The sequence below is a fragment of the Metabacillus halosaccharovorans genome, assembly GCF_002019635.1.
In the GTDB taxonomy this organism is placed as follows: Bacteria; Bacillota; Bacilli; order Bacillales; family Bacillaceae; genus Metabacillus; species Metabacillus halosaccharovorans.
In genome coordinates, this window is sequence record NZ_KV917371.1 from 322,958 (window position 1) to 338,784 (window position 15,827).

Below are 15,827 nucleotides of genomic sequence, written 5' to 3' on the forward strand. Positions count from 1 at the left end.
CTTTTTTATTTTCGCTGAATAATCTTAGTATTCGCTGATATATTTTGACATACGCCGATATATTATAGATTTAGCTGATATGTGTCCTCAATACCGGGAAATAAGAAAAGCGCAAGCGCCTTGATCAGCCTTGGGCAAATAAGGCGATTTGCCTTCAATTCCAAATTGACTAGACCCTAGAGGGGCTAGGCGCTGGAGCTAGACACCTACACTAAGTACAAAATTTTATACTTTCTTATAAAACAAAAAAGGAGAGAAACCAAAATTAGGTTTCTCTCCCCTTTTTCAATTAAGCATGAGCTTGTTTTTGTTTAGCTGCTGAGTTTACTTGCTCATCAGCATGATAGGACGACCGAACAAGAGGACCTGCTTCACAATGGCTGAAGCCCTTGCTTAGCGCAATTTCACGTAGTTCTGCAAATTCATCCGGATGGTAGTACTTTTGGACTTTTAAGTGCTTTTTCGTTGGTTGTAAATATTGACCAATTGTCATAATGTCAACATCATGTGCTCTTAAATCGTCCATTGTTTCAATGATTTGTTCTTTTGTTTCACCTAACCCGATCATAATACTCGATTTTGTAGGAATGTCAGGCTGCATTTCTTTCGCTCGCTTTAAAAATTCCAATGAGCGATCATATTTTGCACGAGCACGGACCCTTGGAGTAAGCTCACGAACTGTTTCAATATTGTGGTTTAAAATGTCGGGCTTGGCGTCCATTAAAATTTTCAAGTTTTCATAAACGCCACCCATATCAGAAGGTAATACCTCAATAGAGGTGAATGGGCTTTTGCGTCTAATGGCACGAACTGTTTCAGCAAACACATTTGCACCACCGTCTTTTAAATCATCACGGGCCACAGCTGTCACAACTGCATGCTTCAAATTCATAAGTGCAACAGAATCTGCCACGCGTTCTGGTTCTGCTAAATCAAGCTCTGTTGGAAGACCTGTTTTAACCGCACAGAATCTGCAGGCACGCGTACAAACTGCTCCTAATATCATAAATGTTGCTGTACGACGAACTGCCCAACATTCATGGATATTCGGGCATTTCGCTTCTTCACATACGGTGTGAAGATTTTTTTCTCTCATTAGTTTCTTTAGATCTGTATAGTTTTCGTTAGTATTTAGTTTTATTTTTAACCATTCTGGCTTACGTAAATATTCTTCCTTTTTCGCCATCTGATTCATCTCCAATATGTATTCTATATCGATTTATTCCTCAAAACATTACCATATACGTTTACCACTTTATCATAAGGTCATGTGTTGGACAAGGAAAAGGAACGTATGTAATTTCTAACATTTTCTATTAATGAAATAGAAAATGAAAACCAAACTATAAAAAGAAACTTTGATATGGGTATTCCTTATATACCAGTATTACCTCTCATTTTCCTAATTAACCAATAACAGGATATCGAGCTGTCACCAGAGAAATTAAAGAAAGGAGCTCATTACTGTGAAAAAAGCGGTATCACTCATCATCATCTTTATGGTGATTCAACTTTCAGTCCAGACGAGTGTCTTTGGGGCTGAAAAAACAGATCAACAAAAAGAAAACGAAAAGCTAATGAGCTTATATAGAAAAGTTGAGACAATTACCTCTATTCCTTGGTACGTATTAGCTGCTATTGATCAATATGAAAGAAATGTCCGTCACTCAAGAAAGGATATTCCTAAGGCTGATGGATCAATTGAAATATATATTAAACCTGAGGTATGGGCTGGTCCATTAAACCCAAATCCAGATGATAAAAATCCAGCAAGTATAGGGCTTTTTGGTGGAATTGGGGAAGATGGTGATGGTGACAAAATAGCCGATCCAAAAAATGATGAAGATGTTTTGTATTCATTTGCCCATTATCTGCAATCATATGGAGCTGATTTAGAAAATCTAAAGATTGGCTTGTGGGATTATTACCAACGCGATAAGTCTGTGGGACTTATTTTAGGTCATATGAAATTGTATAAACATTATGGCCGCTTAGATTTAGGCAAACACACTTTCCCTGTTCCGCTAGGTCATAATTTTAGCTATAAGAACACCTGGGGTGATGCACGCGGCTGGGGAGGGCGAAGAATCCATGAAGGTACTGATATCTTTGCAAACTATGGTGTGCCTGTTAAGTCAACATGTTATGGAGTCATCGAAATGAAAGGATGGAACCGTTTTGGTGGATGGAGAGTTGGAATTAGGGACATTGACAATACTTATCATTATTTTGCCCACCTAAATGGTTTTGCAGATGGACTTAAGGTGGGACAAATTGTTGAACCCGGTCAATTAATCGGATCGGTCGGAAGCTCCGGCTATGGGCCTCCAGGAACAGCAGGGAAATTCCCACCGCATTTACATTATGGATTATACAAAGATAATGGGCGAACTGAATGGTCATTTGATCCTTTTCCACATCTTAGGTCATGGGAAAGAGCAGATCGAGCGGAAAGAAGAAAAAAATAAGAGGCTGATTTCCATTATCAGCCTCCCTCTTTATTTATTATTTTTGTTTAGCCTTAATTACAGCGTTAGCTATACTAGCAGCCAAGCCACCCCATACAACAACGACACCTATTACCATCATTACTATAGCAGACGTACTCATGATCGAGATACCCCCTTACTTGATGATGCTACTGTGCCACTTTGTTTTCTACGTGAAATTGAGAATAAAACCCCAATAAAGATAGCTCCTAATGCAACTGTCCATCCCCAATTAAATAGGAATTCGCGTGGATAATCACCATATTCGCTTGTTAAGTTTGTTCTTAAATTATCAAACATCATGTATCCTAAGACGATTGGAGTAATGACGCTTAAACAAATTCTCCACCAAGCCCCAAGCTGAATATCGGATATTTCATTTGCATGTTTTTGAATGTTCTTTAATTCTTTAGCAAACCATGCAATCGCAAGAACTTCGATTAAACCAGCTAATGTGACACCAAATGTATTGATGAAATAATCAACTGAATCTAAGAAGTATAGCCCCCCTCTTGTAGCAAATATTAATGAACAAAGCGCTGCTAAACCGCCGCCAATAGCAACTGCCTTTGTACGTGAAATATTAAACTTCTCTTGAAGACCTGCAACATATGTTTCAATGATTGAAATTAAAGATGTTAAACCGGCTAAGATCAATGATCCGAAGAATAAAAACCCGAATAATCCGTTAAAAGCAGGAAATTCATTAATAATTTGCGGGAATACGACAAATGCTAAACCAACTCCAGAAGAAACAACTTCTGCAACTGGAACGCCTTGTTGTACCGCCATAAATCCTAGCGCACTAAATACACCTATACCTGCAAGCACTTCAAATGCTGAGTTACCAAATCCAGTAATAAACGCATTGTTTGTAATATCCGATTTTTTCGGTAGATAACTTGAATAAGTAATCATAATAGCAAATGCAATAGATAAACTAAAGAAAATTTGACCATAAGCTGCAACCCAAACTTTACCGTCTAATATACTGCTCCAATCAGGTTTAAAAAACGCCTCTAATCCTTGTGCAGCACCGTCAAGTGTAATTGCGCGAACAACTATAATCCCAAACATGACTACTAGTACTGGAATAAATACTTTGTTTATAGCTTCAATTCCTTTTTTAACACCGGCAAATAGTACACCCAAAGCAACAATCCATACTAAAAGCATTGGAATCAAAACACCTGGCACTAAACCGCCGAAATCACCAGGGGTATCGGCTAATTTTAAATATTCACCGAATAGGAATCCTTCTGTATCACTGCCCCAGTTTTGATTAAATGAAAAAATTGAATAAGATGATGCCCATGCAATAATAACCGGATAATAACAGGAAATTACAAATGAGATTGCTAATTGCCACCAGCCTAACCATTCTTTCCCTTTACTTATTTTTGCAAATGTCATCGGAGCTGAACTGCGATATTTATGTCCTAATGTAAATTCCATGATCAATAACGGAATCCCTGCCGTTAATAAAGCAAATAAATATGGTAAGAAGAATGCGCCTCCTCCATTTTCATATGCTGTTGCAGGGAATCTCCATATGTTCCCTAAACCTACTGCAGAACCAACGGCTGCTAGAATAAAGCCTGCCCTAGTCCCCCACTGTGGGCGATTATCCATCCTTTTTCCTCCTCTTATGTTTCTCTTTTTAAAAAGTGGAAACAATTAGAAATTATATAATATTCTGATTATTTATTATAATCTATACATAGTATAAATGGACTTTATTCCTATGTCTATAAAAAATTTTGAAAAAATACTATTTTAAGATGATATTTTCAGAAATTTTAAATAGTTTTTTAAAAATATGGAAATAGTTTATGCATTACACTTCATATCCTCTTTTTCTTTATTTATTTAGTTCATAAAAGCATGAAAGTAAAATTTTTATCTGAAAAATGTTTTTATTAATCATATTATTACTTCTAGCAAGAAAGATAAATTACTATTGTTCTCATAATAAATTTTTGGTGGAAATTGGATTATGTCAAACCTTTCTTGCATAATGTACGTACATAAGACAAAAGAGAGAGCTATGCTCTCTCTTTAACCACTTGCTTTTGTTTTTTTGCAAAGATCGTAATAAATGCTCCCACTAAAAGAATGATACTAACAAAGCCAATTACACTGCTTCCTGTAAAGCCTAAAACCAGATAACCAACTGCTGCTATTCCACCGCCTATAATTGCATAAGGCAATTGAGTCATAACGTGATCTATATGATGACTTCCCGCTCCTGTCGAGGATAGAATGGTTGTATCAGAAATAGGTGAACAATGGTCTCCTAGTACTGATCCTGCAAGAACTGCTGCCATGGCCGGAAGAAGCATATTAATATCCGTTGCGGCTGTAATTTCTCCCGCAATTGGCAGCATAATTCCGAATGTACCCCAAGATGTCCCTGTTGCAAATGCCATAAATCCAGCAAGAACAAACATAACAACTGGTAGATATGATAGATCTAAATTAGATTTTTCTACCAATCCTGCCAAATATTCACCCGTACTCAATTGGCCGATCAAATCAACAATAACCCATGCAAATAAAAGAATATAAATGGCCGGTAGCATGGATTTAATTCCTTCTTTCACTGCTAAAGGTAAATAACTAGCCTTTATTCCTTTCGCTAAAAACAGGATGATTGTAATGGCTAACCCAAAAAGCCCTCCATATAATAGGGATGCAGAAACATCCGTGTTTTCAAATATCGTAAAAATTGTTACATCCGCTTTATCTTCAATCGCACTATATCCTGTGTACAACATAGATGAAACTGTTCCAATAATTAGGGAGATGATTGGCCAAACTAGATTTCCTATTGTTCCTTTGTCACTAGTTGGCAAGTCTTCTTTCACTTCACCAAGTACCTCTTTATTTGGATCAACAACTTGACCTGTCTCAATTGCTCGATTTTCGTGGATTTTCATTGGACCGATATTAATATTGAATACAGCAACGGCAAAAACTAAAGCTAATGCTGCGATAACATAATAATTCATCGGTACCATCGCCATAAAAGCACCTAGTGGCGTATACTCTGATACTCCGTGCGTAGTTAGAATTGTTGCAATCATTGCTATAATATAAGCACCCCAGCTTGATACAGGTGAAACAACACAAACTGGCGCTGAAGTGGAATCAATAATATAAGCAAGCTTAGCTCTGGATACTTTTTGGCGATCTGTAATCGGGCGACTAACCTGCCCAACTGCAAGTGCATTAAAATAATCATCGATAAAAATTAAGATCCCGAGCAATGCTGCTGTTAACTGTGCACCAGCACGGGTTTTTACACGTTTTTTTGCCCACTCACCAAAAGCGCGGCTTCCGCCTGAAATAGAGATAAGTGCTGTGACAATTCCTAAGATTAACAGGAATAAAATAATATAAACATTCCAGGTATTCACTTCTCCGTCAGAATAAAAAACACCTTGAATTGCCTTTAATATGACCATTCCTGAACCCGTGATTGAAAATTCTTCAATCAATAACGCCGCTGATATTATCCCTACTCCAAGAGATAATAAAACTCTTCTTGTCAAAATCACCATTAAAATGGCGATAATTGGTGGAATAATAGAAAAAATAGTTCCTGCCATAATGTTAAAAAGCCTCCCATTCTTTAATAATGGAAGGCTCTGAATTGATCATAGGATAATTTGTCTTTTTATTACATCCTAAAGAATAGAAAATAACAATTTTTCTTACTATGTTATCCTCCATCTCGATCAGTAGCCCTCCATTATAGATTTCTATAATGACAGTATTACCTTTATTTAAAGTAATACCAGCAAATGTAACCTGACTAGCAAACATTTACTTCGGCAAAAAACCCTTTCCAATATGATCTTCGATGTCATACTCACATATTGTACTTTTGTTTTCTGCGCCTCTACCTCATCGTGAGATAAGGTGATGTAGGTCAATATTTAGTATTATAAAAGCTATTCTACCAAAATAGTTGAATAAGAACAACTATGGTTTTTTTGGTAATTCAATAGAATGGTCTGCACCTTCCCCACTGTTATAATATTCAGGGACTTCTCCTTGTTCTGTTTGGATGACAACCGGAATAGTATTTACTGCTTTTACTACATCTGTAGCAAACGGAATCACTACCTGCACACTTACTTCAACGAATATAGCAATTTCATGAACAGCATTATTAATTCCATATTCCTCTGTTGTTCTTTTAATATCCGTAAATACATCTCCTATTAAATAGTATTCGATTGGTATTCCCGGTCCGAGTGTACTTAATATTGAGTTGCCTGTAATTTTCCCTAAAGGAATTTCATAAATAATTCCAGTATTACTCCCCTCTTCATTAAGCGTCATTCCATGGAAATTGTTTCTTTCTATTTCCCCAAGCTTTTTTGTTACATTATCAGTTACTCTTTTCTTTGCCATTGTTACAGCTCGTTGATTAAATGTAAATGAATTCACATTTCCTTCAGAATCCTTGTCAATTTTAACTAAATTCTCTTGTTCTTCATTTGTTAATATTTCTTCTTCAACAGCATCATGAATGATCGTCGTTGCAACTTTATTGGCTTCTAACCTCGCAATCTTCATCATGGTGGATTCGATCTGAACGTTTACTATCCAGAAGCTTATGGAAGTGATCAATATAAAAATAACACTTGTTAGTAATACAACATAACGAAAAGGTAAAGGCCCTCTACGCGGGCGTCGTCCGCGAAATTTAGCCAAAACAAATCCCTCCTTTACAAGCTATGTTTATGCATGTATGGAGGGATGTACGCTAATTTTTTATGATATTTTTCTCTCGAAGATGCGCTACATCATTTTAAGTAAAGCATCTCTTCCTTTTGTACCAACGGTAATTCCACGCTTTTCAGCCTCATAAGTGACTGATTCTAAAGGGGCCTCGAGAAGTTGTTCAATGGTGCGGACTCCTACCGCACGACCTGCAATAATTCCCCTATCTTTGAGCTTTTCATTTAATAATGCGACATCAAGCGCGCCGCACATAATATATCCCTTTTCGTTTGTGATTGCCATAAAATTTGTCTTAGGCAACGCAACCGTTATAGCTGTAAATTGGTTTCCATCAATGACGATTGGTGTCATAGTGACCATTATTTCTCTACACTCCTTTCTTGTTATATTTTTATGAACAAAGAAAGGATACGTGTAGATCAATGCCTATAGCTTCGTGGATTTCTTGCCTAATTTCCAGGCTAAAAGGTCTCGAAGCAACTCTGGCATATAGAAGATTTTTTTCTCGGCATGCCCGATTTCCGGATATAATGGTCCAAGTGTAAACATATCAATTGTTGCTACAGCATAAATGCGATCCGCTTGAATCTGTTCACCATTTATAAAGATGTCTGTTACATGCTCCTTACCATCCTGTAATACCTTCATTCGAACATCAATTCCATCAAATACCATTCGTCCCATTACTTTCCCTCGAAATCCTAATCCCTTTAATTTTAATTGTTCCATCTTTTCATCTCTTGACTGGACGATCACTTCTTTTAAAACATCACCTTTTAAGAAAACTTTACATGGGTTAATAGGATGAGGGCATATTCGATGGAGATCCTTTTTTGTAACAGGACCTTTTTGTAAGGGCGCTAAAATAATCCCGGAATTCACCATAGCTACTTCACCATCACACCACTCTTTAATGGCCTGAACAAGGAGCTCTGGAAAAGTAGAGTCTTGAAACCAATCAAGAGATAAATTTTCTCTTGATGTACCTACAACTTCTGAAAGAATTTGATCACTTTCCAAACTCGTTTGCTGCAACCATTGAATCGTTTCTTCACAAACCTCTTTTTCATGATCCATCGGATAAACGGTTGCTTTATGAGTTATTATCTTTTTTTCTTCTGTATCGATTGTTAAGGAAATATGACCGATGTAACGCCCGTATTTTCCTGCTCCTGCTATAAGAGTTTGGTTGATCTCTTTTCCCTCTGGTAGTACGTGATGAGTATGTCCCCCAATAATAACATCAATATCCGGAAACTCATTTGCAATGATTTCATCATCACTAATTCCTAAATGGGACATAAGAACAATAATATCAACCTGATCCTTAACCTGCTGAATGGTTTCTGTTAAACTTTGAAAAGGATCTTTAACTTTCCAACCTAATAATTCATAAAATTTCTCATAAAAAACAGTTACACCTAATAAAGCGATTTTCGTTCCATTATGTAATGTTAAAATATGATATGGCACAACCCATTTAGGTCTCTCGCCTAATTCTGTATACAGGTTTGAAAGAATGACCGGAAACTGCGCATCCTCATAAAGCATATCAAGATCATCATGAGAAAACGTAATGCCTTCGTTGTTTCCAATGGTCACTGCATCATACTGCAAATGATTTAATAAATGAACATTTGCCTTCCCTTTTGTTGCCTCCGTAATTGGATGAAAGCGATCAGCATGGTCACCAATATCGAGTAAAATCATTTGTTCCTGTTGTTCAGCATGATATGTCTTTTTTGTCTTTAGAAACTGAACAATAGATGGCCAGTTTTCAAAATGACTATGTAAATCGTTTGTATGATATAGATGAACCGTCTCTAACATATTCCTCTCTCCTTATTTACTGTGCCAACAACATGAGACCATACAAAAATGACCTAGTCCTCATCTGAAAACAAGCTTAACTGTTTTTCAGCAAGTCCGGAATATTGTATTCCTAATAATGATATCATCATCTTTGCATTATCTGCTGCATCACCACCAGAGTTATTATTAAAAAGCATATAAACTGTTTCTGTGCGGCTTTTAATTTTTGATAGATGTTCTTGCCATTCTTGCAATTCCTGCTCATTATATCTGTATAAATATCGTACATCCCGCCAGTTATCACCATTTGCAGGCTTGTTCCATCCATATACATTACGGCCATGAAGTCGAATCAAGGTCTTATGGGGATTTGTAGGCTGTAATACAGTAGGAATCGATCTTTCGCCAGCCTGCGGTTCATCAACGATACTGTGAATCCATCCCTCAGACTCCATAAAACGTAATGTTTTTTCATAGTAAGTTGGTGAAAACCAGGAACGATTACGAAATTCAAGCGCAACCTCTGTATCTCCCATTATTTCTCGACACCATTTTAAATAAGCGACATTCTCCTTCGTACAAGAAAACCATGGTGGAAATTGAAACAGCACCATTGCAAGTTTATTAGATGCTTTTAACGGTTCGAGTGACTTGAGGTAAGCATTGAACATATCAATTTTATTGTCAAAAGGAATTTCCTCCCGAAGATGGCCCGTCATTCCTTGATAGGCTTTTGCAATAAATTGAAAGGTTTCGGGTGTATCTCTGACCCACTTTTCCATATTACGCTCGGGTTGAATGGCATAAAATGAAGAATCAATTTCGACCGTTGGAAAATGAGCAGAGTATTCCTGTAATTTGCTTTTTGTATTTGAGTTCATGTAGAGAGAATCATGATCTCCCCATCCGGTTAATCCAATTTGAATGGTTGACATTCAGAATCACCCTGGAATATAGTTTTAGATTTTCTACCCATACTATACCACGTTCATAGATAGAAAGTTTAAAAAAAGGAACCGACATAATTGTCAGTCCCGTTTTGTTTCATTATATTAACCGATAGAACCTTCCATTTCGAACTTGATCAGACGGTTCATTTCTACTGCATATTCCATTGGAAGCTCTTTTGTAAATGGCTCAATGAAGCCCATTACGATCATTTCAGTTGCTTCTTCTTCTGAAATACCACGGCTCATCAGATAGAATAATTGCTCTTCTGATACTTTCGATACTTTTGCTTCGTGCTCGAGTGAGATATTGTCGTTTAAGATCTCATTGTATGGAATCGTATCAGATGTTGATTGATTATCCATGATAAGTGTATCACACTCAATATTTGATCTTGCTCCTTCAGCTTTACGTCCAAAGTGAACAATACCACGATATGTTACTTTACCACCTTGTTTTGAGATGGATTTAGACACGATTGTTGATGATGTGTTTGGAGCAAGGTGAATCATTTTTGCCCCTGCATCCTGGTGTTGTCCTTTACCAGCTAATGCAATTGATAATGTCATACCTCTTGCACCTTCACCTCTAAGGATAACTGCAGGGTATTTCATTGTTAATTTCGAACCAATGTTACCATCAATCCATTCCATTGTTGCATTCGCATCACAAACCGCACGCTTTGTAACAAGGTTAAATACGTTGTTTGCCCAGTTTTGGATTGTCGTATAACGGCAGTATCCACCATCTTTTACAATGATTTCAACAACAGCACTGTGAAGTGAGTTTGTTGTATAAACTGGAGCAGTACATCCTTCAACATAATGTACATGTGCGCCTTCATCAACAATGATTAATGTACGCTCGAATTGACCCATGTTTTCAGAGTTAATACGGAAGTATGCTTGTAATGGAGTATCCACTTTTACGCCTTTTGGTACATAAATAAATGATCCACCAGACCATACAGCTGAGTTAAGTGCAGAGAACTTATTGTCTGCAGCCGGAATAACCTTACCAAAGTGCTCACGGAAAATATCTTCGTTTTCTTTTAACGCTGTATCCGTATCTTTGAAGACAATTCCAAGATCTTCTAAATCTTCTTTCATGTTATGGTAAACAACCTCTGATTCATACTGAGCTGATACACCAGCTAAATACTTTTGTTCTGCTTCAGGAATACCTAATTTATCAAATGTAGCTTTGATTTCCTCAGGCACCTCATCCCATGAACGTTCTGATTTCTCAGAAGGTTTTACATAATACGTAATTTCATCGAAATTAAGTGAAGCCAAATCTCCACCCCATTGTGGCATTGGCATATTATAAAAATGCTCTAAAGATTTCAAACGGAAATCAAGCATCCATTGTGGCTCATCTTTCATACGAGAGATTTCTTCCACTATCTCTTTCGTTAATCCTCGTTTAGAACGGAAGATGGAAACATCCTTGTCAGCAAAACCATACTTGTAATCGCCGATTTCAGGTGCCTTTTTTGCCATCTACATTCACTCCAATCCAGTTAGATTTATAAGCGTAAATTATTCGTTTCCTTCTTTCACGCCTTTTTCCATTGCCTTCCAAGCAAGTGTCGCACATTTAATACGTGCAGGGAATTTTGCAACTCCCTGTAAAGCTTCAATATCACCTAAGTCGATATCATCATCATATTCTTTACCAAGCATCATATTCGAAAAGATTTCAGAAAGCTTTAGTGCCTCATCTAATTTTTTCCCTTTAATGGCTTGTGTCATCATAGATGCTGATGACATAGAGATGGAACATCCTTCACCTTCGAATTTTGCATCCTTTACCACATCATCTTCAAGATCAAGTGTTAAACGAATGCGATCTCCACAAGTAGGGTTGTTCATATCGACCGTTAGGCTATTATCAAGAATCCCCTTATTACGCGGGTTTTTATAATGATCCATAATTACCTGACGATAAAGTGTATCAAGGTTTACATGATTAGACATTACTGAAGTACTCCTTTGTCTTTTTAATACCTGCAACTAACTTATCTACTTCTTCTTCTGTGTTGTACAGGTAAAAACTAGCTCTTGCTGTTGCAGATACCTTTAACCATTTCATTAAAGGCTGTGCACAATGGTGACCTGCACGAACAGCAATTCCCTCAGCATCTAAAACTGTTGCAACATCATGTGGATGAACATCGTCAATATTAAATGTTACTAATCCGGCACGATGTTTAGGTCCGTAGATGGTCATTCCGTCAATCTGACTAAGTTGTTCCAAAGCGTACTGAGCCAGTTTATGCTCATGTGCTTCAATTGCATCTAAGCCGATATCCTCAAGAAAATCAATCGCAGCACCGAGTCCGATAGCTCCGGCAATAATAGGTGTACCAGCTTCAAACTTCCAAGGAAGCTCTTTCCATGTTGATTCTTGCAGTCCTACAAAATCAATCATTTCTCCACCAAATTCGACTGGTTCCATGTTTTCTAATAACTGCTTTTTCCCATAGAGTACACCAATTCCTGTCGGTCCACACATTTTATGTCCAGAAAATGCATAGAAATCACAATCTAAATCTCGTACATCAATTTTCATATGAGGGGTGCTTTGAGCACCGTCCACAACCATAACAGCTCCATTTTTATGGGCAATTTCAGTTATTTCCTTAATTGGATTAATCGTTCCAAGCACATTTGAAACAAGCATAACTGAAACGATTTTTGTATTTGAAGTGACTGTTTCTTCAACATCCTTTAGAGCAATCGTTCCATCTTCCTGTAAAGGAATATATTTTAATGTTGCACCCGTAATTTTAGCTACTTGCTGCCAAGGAATGACATTTGCATGATGCTCCATATACGTAATGACGATTTCGTCGCCTTCTTTTACATTGGTAAGACCGTAGCTTTGCGCAACAATATTTAACGCTGTTGTCGCACCACGGGTAAAGATAATCTCCTGCATTGATTTTGCATTTATGAATCTTCTTACCTTTTCACGTGCTCCTTCATAACCGTCAGTTGCCTTTGTTCCTAACGTATGAACTCCACGGTGAACATTAGAATTGTATTCCTTATAATAAGTCGATAAAGCCTCAATAACAGCTAATGGTTTCTGAGATGTTGCGGCACTATCTAAATAAACGAGATCATTGCCGTTTACTTGTTGATTTAGGATCGGAAAGTGGGCACGAATATCATGGATATTCATTACTTAACTTTCCTTTCAATAACCTCAACTAACTGCTTCTTTACGCCTTCAATCGGAAGCTCTTTAACAACCGGAGCCAAGAAACCATGAATAACTAAGCGCTCAGCTTCAACTTGAGGAATACCGCGACTCATTAAGTAATAAAGCTGAATTGGATCTACACGTCCAACAGAAGCAGCATGACCTGCCGTTACATCATCTTCATCAATTAATAATATTGGGTTTGCATCTCCACGGGCTTTTTCACTCAACATAAGAACACGTGATTCTTGTTCTGCATTTGATTTTGTTGCACCATGTTCGATTTTACCGATACCGTTAAAGATGGAAGAAGCACTGTCTTTCATAACACCGTGCTTTAAGATATAACCTTCAGAGTGCTTTCCAAAATGAACAACCTTTGTAGTAAAGTTTTGCTTTTGCTCTCCACGACCTACAACAACTGTTTTTGTATCACCGAAAGATCCGTCACCCATTAGATTTGTTACATTCTCAGAGATTGTATCTCCATCGTTCATTAAACCTAAAGCCCACTCAATACGTGAATCACGGCCGACAACTCCTCGACGGTTAACATAAGTTGTCACACCATTAGCTAATGTATCAACTGCACCGTAAGTTACACGGGCATTTGTATTAGCAAATACCTCTGAAATAATATTGAATACACCTTCAACCTTTTCAACAGTAGAAATATAGTTTTCTACATAGGTAACAGAACTGTTATCATCAGCTACAACAATAACGTGATTGAATAATGTTGTATTCGGGTTATCATGTACAAACACCGCTTGAATTGGTTCCGCGACTTCTACATTTTTAGGAACATAGACAAACACTCCACCATTAACAAGAGCAGCATGCAAAGCTGTTAGACGATGCTCGTCAACTTTTACGCCATCTGTCATAAAGTATTTTTGAAGTAATTCAGAATGTTCTTTAGCTGCTGTGTGAATATCCGTTAAGATCACACCTTGATCTTTTAATTCACTAGATACTGAAGTAAATGCAGCTGTGTTGTTTAGTTGAACATACAGATTTTTGTTTGCTGATTCAAGATCGATTAAAGATTTCACATCTTCATGTAATTCATTAAGAGAACTTAACTTTTGATTCTCAACAATATGTTCTTTAAAGTTTGTGAAATTCCATTTATCAATTTTTGTTTTATCTGGTTTTGGCATCGGAAGATCCTCTAGTTTTGCAAGAGCTTGTAAGCGAAGATCTTTTAGCCAATCCGGTTCACCAAGCTTACTAGAAAAGCTTGTGACATAATCCTGATTGATCGTTAATGTTTCCATACGTCTCTAATCCCCCTTACAATTATGCTTCTTGTCCAACAGTTTCGTCTTCAATACCTAATTCTTGCTTAATCCAGTCATATCCTTCTGCTTCAAGACGTTGAGCTAATTCAGGACCACCTGATTTTACTACACGTCCTTGCATCATAACATGTACTTTATCTGGTGTAATGTAGTTTAATAAGCGTTGGTAGTGAGTAATCATTAAGCAGCCGAATTCCTCACTGCGCATTTTGTTGATTCCTTTTGCTACAACTTTTAATGCATCGATATCAAGACCAGAATCGATTTCATCTAAGATCGCAATTTTTGGTTCAATCATCATTAACTGAAGAATTTCGTTACGTTTTTTCTCTCCGCCAGAAAATCCTTCATTTAAATAACGTTGTGCCATATCTTGATCCATTTCAAGCTCTTCCATATTAGCATCCATTTTACGGATAAATTTCATTAATGAAATCTCGTCTCCTTCTTCACGACGAGCATTAATGGAAGAACGTAAGAAGTCAGCATTTGTAACCCCACTGATTTCACTTGGGTATTGCATTGCTAAGAACAGACCTGCACGAGCACGCTCGTCAACTTCCATTTCAAGTACATCTTCACCATCCAATGTGATACTGCCTTTTGTCACTTCATATTTAGGGTGACCCATAATTGCTGAAGATAAAGTTGATTTCCCCGTTCCGTTTGGTCCCATGATTGCGTGGAACTCTCCGCCTTTTATTTCAAGATTTACACCTTTAAGAATTTCTTTCCCATCAATTTCTACGTGTAAATCCTTAATGATTAATGTAGAACCTGCCATATTGAAAACCCTCCATGTTATATAAAGTTTACTAATTCTCATTTTATTCTCATTCTAATATTATAACAAATGAAAAGTGAACACAACCTTTATGAAATATAGTCGAAAATTGTCGTGTGATAAATCCATGTCTTTCATACATTTACACTACAATGATATGTAGATAGAGAAATTAGCCAGTTTCTACTATATAACACATTTCTCTGTGAATCTACCCTTTAGGTACCTTGTATATTTTCTTCCTTTCTACTATAAAACATTCTCTAGGGATGAAATTTATTCTGCTTATATTATATTGGTTCAAATAAAAGAAGAATCAGTGTCTCCCACTGATTCCCCGATCATCTATAAATCCTACTTTTTCATTTTTCGTTCAAGATCTGCATAAATCAACTGACTTTTTCGGTATTCTTCTTCCCGACTCATTTCAACATCCATGCGTTTATCATGCTTTCTAGCATACTCTGCATATCCTATTCCGTGAGACTGATGCATCGCCTTTTCCATTTCCGGAGTAAATTTCAG

Annotated in this window: 15 protein-coding genes and 1 riboswitch; of the genes, 1 reads left to right on the top strand and 14 read right to left on the bottom strand. The window is 37.1% G+C overall.

What is annotated here, in order from left to right:
* Positions 1-289 precede the first annotated feature (289 nt).
* On the bottom strand, positions 290-1,186 hold the full coding sequence (lipA, locus tag BK577_RS01590) for a lipoyl synthase (protein WP_026559041.1): 897 nt from the start codon (positions 1,184-1,186) through the stop codon (positions 290-292).
* Between the two features lie 280 nt (positions 1,187-1,466).
* Between lipA and BK577_RS01595 the strand changes: the two genes are divergently transcribed.
* Positions 1,467-2,468, top strand: coding sequence for a M23 family metallopeptidase (locus BK577_RS01595; RefSeq protein WP_281252534.1), 1,002 nt, complete (start codon positions 1,467-1,469; stop codon positions 2,466-2,468).
* A 37-nt stretch (positions 2,469-2,505) separates the two neighbouring features.
* On the opposite strand, the gene BK577_RS01600 is transcribed toward BK577_RS01595, so the two are convergent.
* The 13 genes from BK577_RS01600 to BK577_RS25845 all read right to left on the bottom strand — a co-directional run bounded on the left by BK577_RS01600 (position 2,506) and on the right by BK577_RS25845 (position 15,797).
* A complete protein-coding gene (locus tag BK577_RS01600; RefSeq protein ID WP_078431306.1) occupies positions 2,506-2,610 on the bottom strand; it encodes a methionine/alanine import family NSS transporter small subunit in 105 nt (34 codons plus the stop codon).
* Positions 2,607-4,121 (bottom strand): sodium-dependent transporter, encoded by a 1,515-nt coding sequence (locus tag BK577_RS01605; protein ID WP_078431307.1) that lies wholly within the window; start codon positions 4,119-4,121, stop codon positions 2,607-2,609. The genes BK577_RS01600 and BK577_RS01605 overlap by 4 nt, the downstream gene beginning before the upstream one ends.
* A 413-nt stretch (positions 4,122-4,534) precedes the next feature.
* Positions 4,535-6,100 carry a Na+/H+ antiporter NhaC family protein gene (locus BK577_RS01610; protein ID WP_078431308.1) on the bottom strand — a complete coding sequence of 522 codons (1,566 nt, stop codon included), beginning with the start codon at positions 6,098-6,100 and terminating at the stop codon, positions 4,535-4,537.
* A gap of 125 nt (positions 6,101-6,225) precedes the next feature.
* Positions 6,226-6,404: riboswitch (Lysine riboswitch) on the bottom strand.
* Between the two features lie 72 nt (positions 6,405-6,476).
* Entirely contained in the window at positions 6,477-7,214 is a 738-nt protein-coding gene (yunB, locus tag BK577_RS01620) for a sporulation protein YunB (protein WP_078431310.1), read from the bottom strand.
* An 87-nt stretch (positions 7,215-7,301) separates the two neighbouring features.
* Entirely contained in the window at positions 7,302-7,604 is a 303-nt protein-coding gene (locus BK577_RS01625; RefSeq protein WP_026559046.1) for a YunC family protein, read from the bottom strand.
* A gap of 66 nt (positions 7,605-7,670) precedes the next feature.
* A complete protein-coding gene (locus BK577_RS01630) occupies positions 7,671-9,074 on the bottom strand; it encodes a bifunctional metallophosphatase/5'-nucleotidase (RefSeq protein ID WP_078431311.1) in 1,404 nt (467 codons plus the stop codon).
* Between the two features lie 53 nt (positions 9,075-9,127).
* On the bottom strand, positions 9,128-9,991 hold the full coding sequence (locus BK577_RS01635; protein ID WP_078431312.1) for a DUF72 domain-containing protein: 864 nt from the start codon (positions 9,989-9,991) through the stop codon (positions 9,128-9,130).
* Between the two features lie 117 nt (positions 9,992-10,108).
* Positions 10,109-11,506 carry a Fe-S cluster assembly protein SufB gene (gene sufB / locus BK577_RS01640; RefSeq protein ID WP_078431313.1) on the bottom strand — a complete coding sequence of 466 codons (1,398 nt, stop codon included), beginning with the start codon at positions 11,504-11,506 and terminating at the stop codon, positions 10,109-10,111.
* 39 nt (positions 11,507-11,545) lie between these two features.
* Positions 11,546-11,983, bottom strand: a complete 438-nt coding sequence (gene sufU, locus BK577_RS01645; protein ID WP_026559050.1) for a Fe-S cluster assembly sulfur transfer protein SufU — start codon at positions 11,981-11,983, stop codon at positions 11,546-11,548.
* Positions 11,976-13,193 carry a cysteine desulfurase gene (locus tag BK577_RS01650; RefSeq protein ID WP_078431314.1) on the bottom strand — a complete coding sequence of 406 codons (1,218 nt, stop codon included), beginning with the start codon at positions 13,191-13,193 and terminating at the stop codon, positions 11,976-11,978. The genes sufU and BK577_RS01650 overlap by 8 nt, the downstream gene beginning before the upstream one ends.
* Positions 13,193-14,494, bottom strand: a complete 1,302-nt coding sequence (sufD, locus tag BK577_RS01655) for a Fe-S cluster assembly protein SufD (RefSeq protein ID WP_078431315.1) — start codon at positions 14,492-14,494, stop codon at positions 13,193-13,195. Before sufD ends, BK577_RS01650 begins: the two co-directional genes overlap by 1 nt.
* 22 nt (positions 14,495-14,516) lie before the next feature.
* On the bottom strand, positions 14,517-15,302 hold the full coding sequence (sufC, locus tag BK577_RS01660) for a Fe-S cluster assembly ATPase SufC (protein ID WP_026559053.1): 786 nt from the start codon (positions 15,300-15,302) through the stop codon (positions 14,517-14,519).
* Positions 15,303-15,656: 354 nt separating this feature from the next.
* Entirely contained in the window at positions 15,657-15,797 is a 141-nt protein-coding gene (locus tag BK577_RS25845; RefSeq protein WP_169908043.1) for a YuzK family famiily protein, read from the bottom strand.
* Positions 15,798-15,827: the final 30 nt, after the last annotated feature.